The sequence below is a fragment of the Escherichia coli DSM 30083 = JCM 1649 = ATCC 11775 genome, assembly GCF_003697165.2.
Classification (GTDB): Bacteria; Pseudomonadota; Gammaproteobacteria; order Enterobacterales; family Enterobacteriaceae; genus Escherichia; species Escherichia coli.
On record NZ_CP033092.2, the window covers coordinates 2817248 to 2831801 of the forward strand.

Sequence of the window (14554 nt, forward strand, 5' to 3'; positions counted from 1 at the left end):
ATTACGTTAAAACGCACCTTATAACCAGTCTGGCACAGCGATGCAAGTTTTGCCGCCGCTTTCAGGCGGCAAAAAGTATTACAAAACGCGAGTTGTCAAAGAATGCCCATCGAAAGTGACTGTCAGCTCATCACCGCTTTGCAACGGGCCGACACCATCAGGCGTGCCTGTCAGCACAACGTCACCGGCCTTGAGGGTAAAAAACTTGCTCATATAAGCGATCAGCGGAACGATTTTATGGATCATGTCCGCAGTCGTACCTTGCTGGCGTTGCTCGCCGTTTACGCTCAGGCCCAGCGTTGTATTTTGCGGATCGCCGGTAAACTCCGCCGCGGGAATAAACCCGGAAAGCGGACAAGAGTTATCAAACGCTTTGGCCTTTTCCCACGGCTGCCCGGCTTTCTTCATTTTTCCCTGAACATCACGCAATGTCAGATCGAGCGCCACGCCGTAACCGGCAATGGCTTTGCGGACATGCTCTTCCGTAGCCTGACGCAGCGTCGCGCCAATCAACACCGCCAGTTCGACTTCATGATGAACTGAACCGAAATCGGATGGGATCGCCAATGGCTGCCGCAGATCGCACAGTGCCGTTTCTGGTTTAATAAACAGCACTGGCTCTTCGGGTACTGCGCTGCCCATCTCTTTAATATGTTTGGCATAGTTACTGCCAACACAGACTACTTTACTCACCGGATAATCCAGCAGCGCACCTTGCCAGTTGTGATGTTGATACATAACGTTCCCCTCACCTTATCGTGGATATGAAAACCCGCGCCGACAAAGATAATGCCACCGCCGGATATCGGTTATTTGTTCGTGTCGTCTGTTTTCTGCCCCATGACGGAAAGATGTTGCTTCAGCAAATCTTCGGGTGGTGGCGGTAACTGCAAATAGTAACCTTGCTCGGTTAATGCCTGTTTAACCTTTTCAATATCGGCATTGACCAGTTTCTTCCGCCCATCCAGCGGAAGAATCATCGCTAACTGAGGCTGACCAAAACCTTTCATCAGTTCCTCAGGAACACGCGAAAAATCGTCTTTTTTTTCGACATATAAATAGGTCTGGTCACGCTTGCTGCTTCGATAAATCACACAAAACATACTTTTACTCTTTAAGATGCCAGGTTTTGGCATAAGCTAACATCAATGAAACCCGCGCCACAAGCCAGCCAGCTGTAGATTTCTACGGTTTGTTCAGTCCATGCCCCCTTTATAAGTAATCCCCCCGGCAAAAATGCCGCGCCGGGATTTAACCGAACACAGGAAAGCCACTGGAATTCTCCCGTGAAGGATTGTTATATTATAACAGTTCATCGTACTCATTCTGAACAGGAGACTACCAATGAAAATTAAGGGCATCAGTAAGGCTGTATTGTTGCTTGCACTGCTAACCTCCACGAGCTTTGCTGCGGGTAAGAATGTCAATGTTGAGTTCAGAAAAGGCCATAGCAGCGCTCAGTACTCCGGCGAAATAAAGGGATACGATTACGATACATATACCTTCTATGCCAAAAAAGGTCAGAAAGTGCACGTGAGTATCTCTAATGAAGGCGCTGATACTTACCTCTTCGGGCCAGGAATCGATGATTCTGTTGATTTATCCAGATATTCCCCAGAACTCGATAGTCACGGACAATACTCACTCCCTGCTTCTGGCAAATATGAGCTGCGAGTGCTGCAAACCCGAAATGACGCCCGTAAAAACAAAACTAAAAAATATAACGTCGATATTCAAATTAAGTAAATATCAACCGACGGGGACTCTCCCCGTCATAAACGTTAACGCCCCACTCCTCTCTGTCGCTCAAGAGGTTAATGACGAATAGCAGACAATGCCGAATAGAACATAATGTAAACAAGACATCACTCACGACACATAAATAACATCTTTGTGGTGGTTTGATTGATTTTTCCACTCCGCTTACCATCCACACCAAAATAACGATCATCACGACATAATTTTTCTTTAACATCGCAAAATACACCGTTAGAGAATGTAAATTCGCTGGGATCGTAGCCTTGTAATGATTGTAAGTTTTCAGCGGCTTTTTCGCCGAGATATTTCCTTGTTAACTCTGGGGAAATGCCATCTGAACTCACACAAATATACGGGTCGCAAACAACGCCACACGCAGGAGATTGAAGCCCGCCAGCGTCATTTCCAGACGCCATTGATGAGAACATCATCCCCACACCTGACAATCCGATATAAAAAATACGCATCATATTCATAGCACATCCTGATAATCCAACCGTACAACACTTATGCTCATTTCATCATCAATCCGTAATCAAAACCGCTGACCTGGACGAGTTACGATGACCTGACAGAAGTATCAGACGTCTTCTGCGGTTTCTATGATAGAGCAATTCTGTGGCGGATATTAAGATAACGGGTATCTGTTCTTTAATGATGCTGCAAAAAATGGAAAGTTAAGAAAGCCTGGCGTGGTGAAAAAATACACTCGCCTCAACACTGGATATTTAAACAGGTCTGAAGATGCTGTCACGATTAGGGTGCGGAAAAAGGAAGCGTAAATAAGAACAATCAAAAGTACGACGGCAATGGGTTGATTGACAAGGGTATTTTTTAAGCTATGAATCAGCGCCATTTATCACAGAATAGACTTTTACTCTGAATAAATGGGAGGGTGACTTGCCTCAATATAATCCAGACTATAACATGCCTTATAGTCTTCGGAACATCATCGCGCGCTGGCGATGATTAATAGCTAATTGAGTAAGGCCAGGATGTCAAACACGCCAATCGAGCTTAAAGGCAGTAGCTTCACTTTATCTGTGGTTCATCTGCATGAGGCAGAACCTAAGGTTATCCATCAGGCGCTGGAAGACAAAATCGCTCAGGCCCCCGCATTTTTAAAACATGCCCCCGTTGTACTCAACGTCAGTGCACTGGAAGACCCGGTAAACTGGTCAGCGATGCATAAGGCGGTTTCGGCAACTGGTTTGCGGGTTATTGGCGTAAGTGGCTGCAAAGATGCGCAACTTAAAGCCGAAATTGAAAAGATGGGGCTGCCTATCCTGACGGAAGGAAAGGAAAAAGCGCCGCGTCCAGCTCCCGCACCGCAGGCTCCAGCGCAAAATACAACGCCGGTCACAAAAACGCGTTTAATTGATACCCCAGTGCGTTCCGGTCAGCGTATTTATGCTCCACAATGTGATCTGATTGTTACAAGCCACGTTAGCGCAGGGGCCGAATTGATTGCCGATGGTAACATTCATGTCTATGGCATGATGCGCGGTCGTGCGCTGGCAGGGGCAAGTGGTGACCGGGAAACGCAAATATTTTGTACGAACCTGATGGCGGAACTGGTGTCCATCGCAGGTGAATACTGGCTGAGTGATCAAATCCCAGCAGAATTTTATGGCAAAGCGGCACGACTGCAGTTAGTCGAAAACGCTTTGACCGTTCAACCGTTAAATTGATCCCTTTTTAACAAGGAATTTCTATGGCACGCATTATTGTTGTTACTTCGGGCAAAGGAGGTGTTGGTAAGACAACCTCCAGCGCGGCCATCGCCACTGGTTTGGCCCAGAAGGGAAAGAAAACTGTCGTGATAGATTTTGATATCGGCCTGCGTAATCTCGACCTGATTATGGGTTGTGAACGCCGGGTCGTTTACGATTTCGTCAACGTCATTCAGGGCGATGCAACGCTAAACCAGGCGTTAATTAAAGATAAACGTACTGAAAATCTCTATATTCTTCCGGCATCGCAAACTCGCGATAAAGATGCCCTCACCCGTGAAGGGGTCGCCAAAGTTCTTGATGATCTGAAAGCGATGGATTTTGAATTTATCGTTTGTGACTCCCCGGCAGGGATTGAAACCGGTGCGTTAATGGCACTCTATTTTGCAGACGAAGCCATTATTACCACCAATCCGGAAGTCTCCTCAGTACGCGACTCTGACCGTATTTTAGGCATTCTGGCGTCGAAATCACGCCGCGCAGAAAATGGCGAAGAGCCGATTAAAGAGCACCTGCTGTTAACGCGCTATAACCCAGGCCGCGTAAGCAGAGGTGACATGCTGAGCATGGAAGATGTGCTGGAGATCCTGCGCATCAAACTCGTCGGCGTGATCCCAGAGGATCAATCAGTATTGCGCGCCTCTAACCAGGGTGAACCGGTCATTCTCGACATTAACGCCGATGCGGGTAAAGCCTACGCAGATACCGTAGAACGTCTGTTGGGAGAAGAACGTCCTTTCCGCTTCATTGAAGAAGAGAAGAAAGGCTTCCTCAAACGCTTGTTCGGAGGATAAGTTATGGCATTACTCGATTTCTTTCTCTCGCGGAAGAAAAACACAGCCAACATTGCAAAAGAACGGTTGCAGATTATTGTTGCTGAACGCCGTCGCAGCGATGCAGAACCGCATTATCTGCCGCAGTTGCGTAAAGATATTCTTGAGGTCATTTGTAAATATGTACAAATTGATCCTGAGATGGTAACCGTACAGCTTGAGCAAAAAGATGGCGATATTTCTATTCTTGAGCTGAACGTGACCTTACCGGAAGCAGAAGAGCTGAAATAAGCCCCCTGTAAAAGCGCATTTATCTTCAAGGCAGAGTCATCTCTGCCTTGAGTTTTTCATCCCTCTCATCCACGTTGTGGTAAAGCGGCGAGTATTCTTGCTGATACTATTCATTGCTATTTCCCCCTCCCCCTTTACACCTTAAGGCTGTTCCCACGCACAGAACAAAATGTTTACGCCTGGTTGAGTAAATAACCTTATTGTTAGCGTGGATATCCTGGGAGATGATAACCCCGCAATTTCATTATTCATTGTTCTCCCATAGGATGAGGTTTCCCGCCGTAACTGACGGGCTTTTTTTTGCCCCAGAATTTTCCCTTTTAGCACCCGGTAAACAAAAACAGCGCCGAAACGCAGTTTAATCGTTGATGGTCAGAACGACCAGTTCACACCGACCACCGCATTCCACGGGGACTCCACACCGGCACCACGGCTATACCCCACCCCGAGATGCCCGCTTAACGTACTGCTGAATGAGGCTTTAATACCTGCCTGGTATATTCCACGTCTACCCGACAAATCATTGATAAAATTACCGTCACTATTCACTTTCACTCGATTATCATCGACAAATTCTTTGCGCACAGCCGCCTTCAGCCAGGGTTCAATTTCCATACCGTTCCCCAGACGCATGTTGTAACTCAGCGTTGCGCCCAGTTCACGATATATACTGCGGGTATCGACTGATTTCGATTCCATGCATTGGATAAATGATAGTAGCGTCTAAGTGACCTTAGCTCTGCTGCAACATCAGCCCGCAGGAACCAGACCAGGGGATTCATCCTGAAGAGACAGCGCAAATGTATTGTGTTCACCGCTCATCAAAGACATCATGATGAAATGATGATATCCCGTATAAGAAAGAGGTATTTTTTAAACGCAGTGCGCTGAAGTGTTGTTGGATAAAAAATCACTCTTTTCTGATAATACTGTCGTACGCTTATTTTTCGACAATGAGGCCGTCCACAAAATAAAATGACTAATGTAATCGTTGCTAATGAATATCTTCTGCTCACATAACAATCACACAATAATATTGATAAATCAGATTATCTTACCTTTACAACATTGCGTTAACAGTCAATGACACTTCTTGAATAAAAATATTGTCAATCAATGAGTTATTTCTCATTTGAGATTATTCTCATTCCCGTAAAAAACATAATTCCTATCATCACAGTCACGCTCATTTTGAATTATCTGAATAATAGCGAGCGTTCTTTAGTTAAGCAGATCTTAATTGAAGACGAAATTATTGTGTGTGCAACTTACTTAATACCGGACAACTAAGTTGAAGAAAAAAATACTTGCCTTCGGGCTTATCTCAGCATTGTTCTGCTCCACGCCAGCGATGGCGGATATGAATCGCACCACGAAAGGTGCATTGCTAGGCGCAGGCGTTGGTTTACTTACTGGCAATGGTGTTAATGGCGTACTGAAAGGTGCAGCTGTTGGCGCTGGTGTTGGTGCAGTAACAGAAAAAGGCCGCGACGGTAAAAATGCGCGTAAAGGTGCAAAAGTGGGTGCCGCCGTTGGTGCTGTCACTGGCGTTCTGACCGGCAATGGCCTCGAAGGGGCGATTAAAGGTGCCGTGATTGGCGGTACGGGTGGTGCAATTCTGGGTAAAATGAAATAAGGAATGATGATGAAAAAATTTGCTTTACTGGCGGGTCTGTTTGTTTTCGCACCAATGACCTGGGCGCAGGACTACAATATTAAGAACGGTTTGCCATCAGAAACCTATATTACTTGCGCAGAAGCCAACGAAATGGCAAAAACTGACAGCGCACAGGTTGCAGAAATTGTTGCGGTAATGGGTAATGCCAGCGTTGCCAGCCGTGATTTAAAAATTGAGCAATCTCCGGAACTGAGCGCCAAAGTGGTAGAAAAACTGAATCAGGTTTGCGCTAAAGATCCGCAAATGCTGTTGATCACGGCAATTGATGACACCATGCGTGCTATCGGCAAAAAATAATATTTCATATGTTACCGCGTCGATGAATTCGACGCGGTTTTTTAGCTAATGGCGGGATCAGAACTTATATTTCAGGCCCACCATCATTGCGTTGTCATTGTAGCCATTATCACCCAGCTGCACGCCCACATTACCCCAGACGCTGGCCGCAGGATTCAGATTGCCATTTACGCCATGTTTAATTTCCCCCAGATTACGCGCCCCGGCTTGTTCAACTTTCACACCGTTTATTGAGACAGCAAAATCTTTACTGTTATGGATCCCGTTCATTTCAACAAAAGGTTCAAAGTCGTCACCGTGCGGACCGCTGTTTTTCTCCTGAGTACGAATAAAGGTGTGGAAACCAAGTCGGGTCTGGATATTGTTATTTGCGTCATTCTCAATACGTGAGCCATTGGCTTCCGTGTGCACATTATGATCGACGCCCATCCAGATGGCCTGTGCCGAGGTCGTTCTCAACTGTCCGTTGCTGTCACGCCAGGCATTATGCCCGCCAATTTGACGTAGCCAAAATCGGCTTGAACGCTCCTGTTCAGTTACAGGATCGATATAGCGCGTTTCATCTGCACGATCGTTCAGACGCATAACAAAAAGAGTGTTAGCGGCTGCCAGGTTGGCGACGTAACTGCCAGCTTCGGGTCGCAGGACGGGGGTAGGCGTTTCTGTTGATTCTGAAGTGACATTGGAAAAAAATAACTCTCTACCATTGTATATTTTTGCAATGGGGGCTTTAGTGCCATTTGTTGTAATAGAACTTTTTTATATCAATGTTACCTTGTCGAATAGCAACTGCATAACTTCCATCAGCCACAGTTTCAAGTACCACATAATCTAAATTAATATATGCTTTTTTCCCATTAGCATAAGCACCATAGCTATTAATACCATTAGTTGTTATGGAACCACCATTCATTTTTAAATCAGCACGGCTAATAACTTCGTAACTGTTAGAATCACAAACTTCATCATCTACAGCATCGACACATGTTCGAGACTCTCCAGGACTTGAACATGCAAGAACTCCTACTGCATTTTTCCCCATAGGTAACAATGTTCGTTTTATCTGTGGTTTCAAGACGGGTGTTATTTTCCACAGTCCCAGAATCATTAATCTGACTTAAAAGTCCCGCTGAATATGCCCCCTCGTCTCGACTGAATTATCACCATTCATAACGATGGTGCCACCAAATTCACTGACTACTGCGCTGGCTGTTATCCCTCCATTTTCTTTGTCAGATACGCTTTCAGAGCGTCTTAATATTGCTATCGCTTATATATAATACTTTGTTTTGGCTATCAACAGAAATACCATAAGATCCATCACCACTAGTCATCACACTGGCATTATGTATATATCCAGTTACACCGTCATCCACTTTCACAGCATGGCTTTCGTCTTAAGTGATTAGATACTCCCCATTACTTGTAGAAGTATTATTTTTGATTTCAATCGGTGATTCTTCATCGGTTATATAGGAAATTATACTATAAATATCCAACAATTGCGTTACATATGCATTACCCACCGCCAGAGCAATAAGTCCTAAACTAAATCCGGGGAGTTTTTTCAGTTTCATAGATTAACCATCCATTCATTGGATTAACAAACATTCCTGGTCAAATAACCTATGAGTTCAGATTACCAAAACGGAAGGCAAAGATAAAAACAAAAGCACAAGAAATTTAAATAGATAAACAGCGACAATATTTAAATGATAAATAAGCCAGCATTATCATTTTTAGCTTATTTTCATGACATTGATCACTTTGGGGTAACTATTTTGTTTAACAAATAACTCTTCGACATCAAAATTATCAACAGTTGCCATGGAAATTATTTCACTGATATATAAAACAACTGTGATAACACCAGGGTTGACAACTATTTGTGCAATAATTCCTTTCCTTCAATGATCCAGGGGTTCACTGCCAGCAACCCATTCAGCCGCATACTGGCAGTGAGAAACTGAAAGATTAGTGCTGATCCCTGTGGCTGACGAGTCTTTCCCTTAATCGATTAACCAGATTGATCGCCAGCCAAACCAGGGCATTAAGCAAATTTATCGTCACAAGCACTTCTCCCAGCCCGGTGCTGGGTTTTGCAATAAGGATGACCAGGAGAGTGATCAGCATAAATGCAATGGAAAAGATGATATAGAGAGTGAAATAATCCAGATTATTACTATTGTTCATGCTACTAATGGCAATCCAGTCAAAACTTTCACACAATTATAGCAAACAAAAGAATGAACAATAGTAACAAGAGGCAACGAGCTAATTAGCTGTCTATAATTACACCGCACCATGGCCTTGCTGATCAATTTTCACTCAACCACAATCTTCACCTTCGGTTTAGAAAGGATAATCTTGACCAGGTCGATGTATGTAACAGGTTTATAGAAATAATAACCCTGCTGAAATGTGATATTATTTTGGTTCAGATAGTCAAATTGTTCTTTCGTTTCGACATCTTCAGCGACGATACTGATCGAAAGTTTACGCGCCAGATCCAATACACAATCCAGAATTCGGGTTGATGCTGGGTCTGCGTTGACGCGGCCAACGAAACTATGATCAATTTTGATATAATCAATATGCAAGTCATGCAGATAAGAAAGCCCTGAGTAACCAGTACCGAAATCATCCAGCGCGATGACAAAACCATTTTCATGCAGAATGTTCAACCGCTGAACCAGACTTTCATCAACATTTAATGGCTCACGCTCGGTGACTTCCAGAACAAGGTTTAAATCGCGGCGGGTAAAACTGTCACGGTAATTTAAGCACTCGTCGACAAACGTCGGCGAAATAATATGCGAGGCGCTAAAATTAATCCCAATATGAAAACCTTCCGGCAGTTTACTCGCGATAGCGTTCATCTGTCTGGCAACCTGATTCATCAGGCTTTGCGTAAGCGGAACGATTAATCCGCATTTTTCAGCAAGTGGAATAAATGCCGCGGGTGATATATATCCACCGTGAGGTTGTTTCCAGCGGGCTAACACCTCAACTCCCCGCAATGTCCCTTCCCGACCATTTACCACAGGTTGGTAAAAAGGGACGATCTCCCCATTATTTATAGCCCGTCGCAGGATCTCTTCAGGCGTTGCGCTTTTATTGAAATACCTATCAAGCAGGAAGGCAGCGGCGCAGGCGATTAACAGAATAAATATCAAAATCCCAAAGCCTTTATCGATAAGTCTGTAGAAGCTAAAGAGACGTTCATTCGCTCGCGCTGGGGTCTACAGAGAGCATGGTAGAGAGCATCACAAATATCCACGCCGAAGATAAAATTTTCTCCAACTTCATCTAGCCTATTAATTTTTTAGCACAATGTAGGCAGAATTAAACAAATTAGGCGGGATATCAGGCGTCAAGAATGGAAAACGAGCGCTCTCCATTCCTGTTTGCCCTCTGATATTGCGGATATATTAAGAAAGCATAACGCCTGAAATGCTCACTTTGCATCAGCATAGTGATACAGCTGATGTTTATTCAAAAACCTTACTCAAGTTTTAAGAGAGCACAGATTCCCTGTCATTAATAATGATATCCGTTAGTGTAGTCTTATGCATTTCAATGTACTGCAAGATTTGCAGATAGAGATCAGAAAGAATAACACTGGTCTCATCTTTTAAACGCAAGCGTAAAGCCTGAGCAATAATATGACTATCAACATATCCATGTGTCATGAACACCTCCCTCTCGAGATTTTTAAACAAAGCACATTGAAAAATAAATCTCTCTGGGATTGAATTATTCATGTCAGCCTCGCAGGAATAGTGATCCAATAAAATTATGCTGTGTATAGTCTAAAGCGACAGACAAAAATAAGATGAATGAGTTTTCTATAAACTTATACTTTATAATTAAAAGTTACATATCATCAGCTGTGTATCGCAACACGATTTCCAGTGTTTTTCTAATCACATCAGCTTTGAGAATATCACTTGTTGTTTCCAGGGAGTGTATCAGACTTAAGATAATATTTTTATTATTAACATTATCGCCTGAAAGCATTAAATTGGTCACAGCCTGCCCTAACACAGCAGACTCTTCTTCTAACAAATTACCTGAACTACGAAAGTAACTTGATAACGCTTTATCAGATATTGCATTATGAATAGTAGTATCTTCAAGCATGGTAACCTCTCATCTTACTTATGAAATTTTAATGTATTCTGTTTATTTTCTTACCAGTGAACATACTTTTATTGTCAGCTATCGCTGTTCTTCGGTTTGGCCCTCCTGTATCACTGTTGCTAAAATCACGAATTATGCTGTCAATTAAATCTCGTCGGAAAGTATTTTCCTCAGCCGATTTCATTACGAGTAATTGCTTAATAAGAGTCTGCAACGAAAAATTTATCTTCATGCGCAGTATCTGGAGCACCGCCTGGCCAGTAATTTCATATTTTATACTTTCATTATCAGATGTCTTCATAACGACTTCATAGCTAACCTGTTAAATAATCAGGCTGTTGCATTATTCAAAAAGCAACCCAATTAGTGCATTATAATGTTTCTGTTCCTCTTCCCCTGTCGCTTGTTCCAGCCGGCAAAGAAGTTTGGCACAAAGCGACTTTCGACTCAGATTACGTCCATCTTTCAAAATCTCAGTCACAATTTCTCCGAGAGTTTCCTGCTGAGTAGGCAAGTTAGCTTTTGCAAAGTAACGAGTGATTGCTCCTGCAGAATCTGAAGTCACTGAATTTTGATGCATGCTACGCCTCTGTTAAAAATGTTAATCAATGTTAAGTGAGGTAACAATAGCAAACTTGTACGAAATATGTGTACAGAATGATAAATTAATTTTTCGCAATTAGTGCTAATTCATATAAAACAATGCATTACGATAAAACATATTGCATCATTTAAATGACAACCTATACAGGTTTTTTCGCCAAACCGTCTTCAACCTTTTCCACTTTTTATCAATGTAAAGAAACGGTTATGTTTTGGTATTAAAAGAAAGACACAAGAAGATATGTCTGTTACCGTCTTACTCTCGCCTCGCCCATTACCCTGGATTGTTAATGCTTACCACCCTTATTTATCGTAGCCATATACGTGGCGACGAACCTGTCAAAAAAATTGAAGAAATGGTTTCGATAGCAAATCGCAGGAACATGCGGTCTGACGTAACAGGGATCTTACTGTTTAATGGTTCTCATTTTTTCCAGCTTCTGGAAGGTCCGGAAGAACAGGTTCAAATGATATATCGGGCCATATGCCAGGATCCACGGCACTATAATATTGTTGAACTGTTGTGCGATTACGCGCCTGCTCGCCGTTTTGGCAAAGCAGGAATGGAATTATTTGATTTACGCCTGCACGAGCGAGATGACGTTTTACAGGCCGTATTCGACAAAGGCACATCAAAATTTCAGCTAACTTATGATGACAGAGCGCTACAATTTTTTCGTACTTTTGTCCTTGCAACTGAACAATCAACCTATTTCGAGATTCCTGCTGAAGACTCCTGGCTTTTTATCGCTGACGGATCTGATAAAGAACTTGATTCTTGTACCCTTTCATCAAATATAAACGACCACTTTGCCTTTCATCCTATTGTCGACCCTTTATCGCGGCGGATAATCGCTTTTGAAGCCATTGTGCAAAAAAATGAAGACAGCCCGTCAGCTATAGCGGTTGGGCAGCGTAAAGACGAGGAAATCTACACAGCGGATCTCAAAAGTAAGGCGCTTGCATTTGCGATGGCACACGCACTTAAGCTCGGTGATAAAATGATTTCAATCAATCTATTACCTATGACCCTGGTTAACAAACCTGACGCAGTCTCTTTTTTACTTGATGAAATAAAGGCCAATGCTCTGGTACCTGAACAAATCATCGTTGAATTTACTGAAAGTGAAGTCATATCTCGGTTTGATGAGTTTGCCGAAGCGGTTAAATCGCTAAAGGCGGCCGGTATCAGTGTAGCAATTGATCATTTTGGCGCAGGTTTTGCTGGTTTGTTACTCCTGTCACGCTTCCAGCCTGACAGAATTAAAATCAGTCAGGAATTGATTACCAATGTTCATAAAAGCGGACCACGGCAGGCAATTATTCAGGCGATCATGAAATGCTGTACATCACTTGAAATTCAAGTCTCTGCTATGGGCGTGGCAACACCAGAAGAGTGGATGTGGCTTGAATCTGCAGGAATTGAGATGTTTCAGGGAGATCTGTTTTCCAAAGCTAAATTGAATGGTATCCCTTCAGTTGCGTGGCCGGAGAAAAAATAATTTTCAGCACATTATTTCGCATGATTTCTGGAAATCATCGTGAAAATGAATACGTTATGTTTTAATTTAATCCACATTAAAAATAATGTTTCATCCAATTTAGCTGAAATCTTATTTATACTTTGTACAATTTTAGCATATATTGTACAAAGTATTATTGGGTCGTGTAGAGGCGACGGAGATTTATGATCGCAAGGAGGAATTGTGGCTTATTACAGCATTGGTGATGTTGCTGAACGTTGCGGGATTAATCCTGTCACTCTCCGGGCCTGGCAACGCCGCTACGGTTTGTTAAAACCACAACGCAGTGAAGGCGGACACCGACTCTTTGATGAAGAAGACATACAACGCATCGAAGAGATTAAGCGTTGGATAAGTAATGGCGTTCCTGTAGGCAAAGTTAAAGCATTACTGGAAACTACCAGCCAGGATACGCAAGATGACTGGAACCGCCTGCAAGAAGAGATGATGTCAATTCTTCGTATGGCTAATCCAGCCAAACTACGCGCGCGAATTATTTCACTGGGTCGAGAGTACCCAGTAGATCAATTGATTAATCATGTTTACCTTCCTGTTCGCCAGCGTCTCGTGCTTGATCACAACACCTCCCGCATTATGAGCAGTATGTTTGACGGCGCATTAATTGAATACGCAGCGGCCTCACTTTTCGAAATGCGCCGTAAGCCCGGTAAAGAGGCCATTCTGATGGCGTGGAATGTTGAAGAGAGAGCACGATTGTGGCTGGAAGCATGGCGTTTATCATTGTCAGGATGGCACATTTCTGTTCTTGCTGATCCCATTGAATCGCCGCGCCCGGAACTGTTCCCAACGCAAACATTGATTGTCTGGACAGGCATGGCACCAACGAGAAGGCAAAACGAACTTTTACAACACTGGGGTGAGCAAGGTTATAAAGTCATCTTTCATGCCCCCTAAATTCACCTTTATCCCGCCCCTTAGACAGAATGTTATAATCTGAACCCACACCAGCGTTTGTAGCGGAGCTGGTCCGTTGCAAAATGCCCACCGGGAGAATTCAGGTAATCCCCCTTTCACACTTTGTACATATCACAGCCAAAGGACAGACCAGATTGAAGTGGTAAAACCGATCGTGCACACTACGCAGTCTCACACCTAACAAGAGGTTATTATCCTGATGGATCAGGTCGTTGTTTTTCAAAAGATGTTTGAGCAAGTGAGAAAAGAGCAAAACTTCTCCTGGTTTTATTCAGAATTAAAACATCACCGTATTGCACATTACATTTATTATCTGGCTACGGATAACATCAGAATTATTACTCACGATGACACGGTTTTGTTATTAAGAGGAACCAGGAACCTGTTAAAAGTTAGTACGACCAAGAACCCAGCTAAAATAAAAGAGGCCGCATTGCTTCATATTCGCGGAAAATCTACATTTCGGGAATACTGTTCAACACTGGCAGGCGCTGGCGTTTTCCGGTGGGTTACTGATGTTAATCATAACAAACGCAGTTACTACGCCATTGATAATACGCTTTTATATATTGAAGATGTAGAAAATAATAAACCATTAATCTAGCTAAAGTTGGGAGCTTAAAAAATGCTTCATAATTCAGTAAGGCATTAGCATAATGGAAATAAAAGTGCAGAGACTATCCCTATGGATGATTAATACTGTCTTTTTATTGCTCCCCATAAATAATCACCAGACCAATACGATCAAATTGATATTTGAAATGTGTTCACTTGACTTTTGATACGTTATTTTATAACGGTTAACATATTTATAAAAAC

General features: G+C 43.0%; 23 protein-coding genes and 3 pseudogenes. 11 read left to right on the forward strand and 15 right to left on the reverse strand.

The window, feature by feature from the left end:
• Positions 1-78: 78 nt before the first annotated feature.
• Together ycgM and EAS44_RS14795 are read right to left on the reverse strand one after the other, a co-directional pair.
• Complete coding sequence (gene ycgM / locus EAS44_RS14790; protein ID WP_000284277.1) at positions 79-738, reverse strand: fumarylacetoacetate hydrolase family protein; 660 nt, start codon at positions 736-738, stop codon at positions 79-81.
• Positions 739-809: 71 nt separating this feature from the next.
• Complete coding sequence (locus tag EAS44_RS14795; protein ID WP_001295992.1) at positions 810-1103, reverse strand: YcgL domain-containing protein; 294 nt, start codon at positions 1101-1103, stop codon at positions 810-812.
• 241 nt (positions 1104-1344) lie between these two features.
• On the opposite strand from EAS44_RS14795, the gene pliG reads away from it, so the two are divergent.
• On the forward strand, positions 1345-1746 hold the full coding sequence (gene pliG, locus EAS44_RS14800; protein WP_000693755.1) for a g-type lysoyme inhibitor PliG: 402 nt from the start codon (positions 1345-1347) through the stop codon (positions 1744-1746).
• Positions 1747-1865: 119 nt separating this feature from the next.
• On the opposite strand, the gene ycgJ is transcribed toward pliG, so the two are convergent.
• On the reverse strand, positions 1866-2234 hold the full coding sequence (ycgJ, locus tag EAS44_RS14805; RefSeq protein ID WP_001056851.1) for a YcgJ family protein: 369 nt from the start codon (positions 2232-2234) through the stop codon (positions 1866-1868).
• 519 nt (positions 2235-2753) lie between these two features.
• Here ycgJ and minC point away from each other — a divergent pair.
• The 3 genes from minC to minE are packed head-to-tail and all read left to right on the forward strand — an operon-like array spanning position 2754 to position 4555.
• Positions 2754-3449, forward strand: a complete 696-nt coding sequence (gene minC / locus EAS44_RS14810; RefSeq protein ID WP_000072536.1) for a septum site-determining protein MinC — start codon at positions 2754-2756, stop codon at positions 3447-3449.
• Between the two features lie 23 nt (positions 3450-3472).
• Positions 3473-4285 carry a septum site-determining protein MinD gene (gene minD / locus EAS44_RS14815; RefSeq protein ID WP_000101055.1) on the forward strand — a complete coding sequence of 271 codons (813 nt, stop codon included), beginning with the start codon at positions 3473-3475 and terminating at the stop codon, positions 4283-4285.
• A 3-nt stretch (positions 4286-4288) separates the two neighbouring features.
• On the forward strand, positions 4289-4555 hold the full coding sequence (gene minE / locus EAS44_RS14820; RefSeq protein WP_001185665.1) for a cell division topological specificity factor MinE: 267 nt from the start codon (positions 4289-4291) through the stop codon (positions 4553-4555).
• Positions 4556-4927: 372 nt separating this feature from the next.
• Here minE and EAS44_RS14825 read toward each other — a convergent pair.
• From EAS44_RS14825 to EAS44_RS14835, 3 genes and pseudogenes are all read right to left on the reverse strand, one after another.
• Positions 4928-5271, reverse strand: a pseudogene (locus tag EAS44_RS14825) (autotransporter outer membrane beta-barrel domain-containing protein); the annotation flags it as partial.
• Positions 5272-5305: 34 nt separating this feature from the next.
• Positions 5306-5425, reverse strand: coding sequence for a hypothetical protein (locus tag EAS44_RS14830; RefSeq protein ID WP_001131456.1), 120 nt, complete (start codon positions 5423-5425; stop codon positions 5306-5308).
• A complete protein-coding gene (locus EAS44_RS14835; RefSeq protein WP_001331738.1) occupies positions 5386-5571 on the reverse strand; it encodes a hypothetical protein in 186 nt (61 codons plus the stop codon). Before EAS44_RS14835 ends, EAS44_RS14830 begins: the two co-directional genes overlap by 40 nt.
• Before the next feature lie 100 nt (positions 5572-5671).
• On the opposite strand from EAS44_RS14835, the gene EAS44_RS14840 reads away from it, so the two are divergent.
• The 3 genes from EAS44_RS14840 to ymgD are packed head-to-tail and all read left to right on the forward strand — an operon-like array spanning position 5672 to position 6530.
• Positions 5672-5845: a hypothetical protein gene (locus EAS44_RS14840; protein ID WP_000120100.1), complete on the forward strand. Its 174-nt coding sequence runs from the start codon at positions 5672-5674 to the stop codon at positions 5843-5845.
• Between the two features lies 1 nt (position 5846).
• A complete protein-coding gene (ymgG, locus tag EAS44_RS14845) occupies positions 5847-6191 on the forward strand; it encodes a YMGG-like glycine zipper-containing protein (RefSeq protein WP_000726974.1) in 345 nt (114 codons plus the stop codon).
• Between the two features lie 3 nt (positions 6192-6194).
• Positions 6195-6530: a YmgD family protein gene (ymgD, locus tag EAS44_RS14850; RefSeq protein ID WP_000979977.1), complete on the forward strand. Its 336-nt coding sequence runs from the start codon at positions 6195-6197 to the stop codon at positions 6528-6530.
• A gap of 57 nt (positions 6531-6587) precedes the next feature.
• Here the strand turns inward: ymgD and EAS44_RS25895 are convergent.
• From EAS44_RS25895 to ycgZ, 9 genes and pseudogenes are all read right to left on the reverse strand, one after another.
• Positions 6588-7217 (reverse strand): annotated as a pseudogene (locus EAS44_RS25895) (autotransporter outer membrane beta-barrel domain-containing protein); the annotation flags it as partial.
• 43 nt (positions 7218-7260) lie between these two features.
• Entirely contained in the window at positions 7261-7572 is a 312-nt protein-coding gene (locus EAS44_RS25900) for a hypothetical protein (protein ID WP_001362931.1), read from the reverse strand.
• Between the two features lie 355 nt (positions 7573-7927).
• Positions 7928-8107: a hypothetical protein gene (locus EAS44_RS25905; protein ID WP_001304450.1), complete on the reverse strand. Its 180-nt coding sequence runs from the start codon at positions 8105-8107 to the stop codon at positions 7928-7930.
• A gap of 397 nt (positions 8108-8504) precedes the next feature.
• Positions 8505-8723 (reverse strand): cell division-associated protein YmgF, encoded by a 219-nt coding sequence (ymgF, locus tag EAS44_RS14860; protein WP_001065862.1) that lies wholly within the window; start codon positions 8721-8723, stop codon positions 8505-8507.
• A gap of 131 nt (positions 8724-8854) precedes the next feature.
• Positions 8855-9748, reverse strand: a pseudogene (locus EAS44_RS14865) (cyclic diguanylate phosphodiesterase); the annotation flags it as partial.
• Between the two features lie 297 nt (positions 9749-10045).
• A complete protein-coding gene (gene ymgC, locus EAS44_RS14870) occupies positions 10046-10294 on the reverse strand; it encodes a protein YmgC (protein ID WP_001065750.1) in 249 nt (82 codons plus the stop codon).
• A 112-nt stretch (positions 10295-10406) separates the two neighbouring features.
• Positions 10407-10673, reverse strand: a complete 267-nt coding sequence (gene ariR / locus EAS44_RS14875) for a biofilm/acid-resistance regulator AriR (RefSeq protein WP_000888771.1) — start codon at positions 10671-10673, stop codon at positions 10407-10409.
• Between the two features lie 28 nt (positions 10674-10701).
• Positions 10702-10974: a hypothetical protein gene (ymgA, locus tag EAS44_RS14880; RefSeq protein ID WP_000858013.1), complete on the reverse strand. Its 273-nt coding sequence runs from the start codon at positions 10972-10974 to the stop codon at positions 10702-10704.
• A gap of 42 nt (positions 10975-11016) precedes the next feature.
• Positions 11017-11253: a regulatory protein YcgZ gene (gene ycgZ / locus EAS44_RS14885; protein WP_000554153.1), complete on the reverse strand. Its 237-nt coding sequence runs from the start codon at positions 11251-11253 to the stop codon at positions 11017-11019.
• Positions 11254-11566: 313 nt separating this feature from the next.
• On the opposite strand from ycgZ, the gene bluF reads away from it, so the two are divergent.
• The 4 genes from bluF to EAS44_RS14905 all read left to right on the forward strand — a co-directional run bounded on the left by bluF (position 11567) and on the right by EAS44_RS14905 (position 14517).
• Positions 11567-12778, forward strand: coding sequence for a blue light-responsive regulator BluF (gene bluF, locus EAS44_RS14890; protein WP_001298110.1), 1212 nt, complete (start codon positions 11567-11569; stop codon positions 12776-12778).
• 204 nt (positions 12779-12982) lie between these two features.
• Positions 12983-13714: a DNA-binding transcriptional repressor BluR gene (gene bluR, locus EAS44_RS14895; protein WP_000332310.1), complete on the forward strand. Its 732-nt coding sequence runs from the start codon at positions 12983-12985 to the stop codon at positions 13712-13714.
• A gap of 220 nt (positions 13715-13934) precedes the next feature.
• Entirely contained in the window at positions 13935-14339 is a 405-nt protein-coding gene (gene ycgX / locus EAS44_RS14900; RefSeq protein ID WP_000373104.1) for a DUF1398 domain-containing protein, read from the forward strand.
• Between the two features lie 52 nt (positions 14340-14391).
• On the forward strand, positions 14392-14517 hold the full coding sequence (locus tag EAS44_RS14905; protein WP_001445545.1) for a hypothetical protein: 126 nt from the start codon (positions 14392-14394) through the stop codon (positions 14515-14517).
• Positions 14518-14554 lie beyond the last annotated feature (37 nt).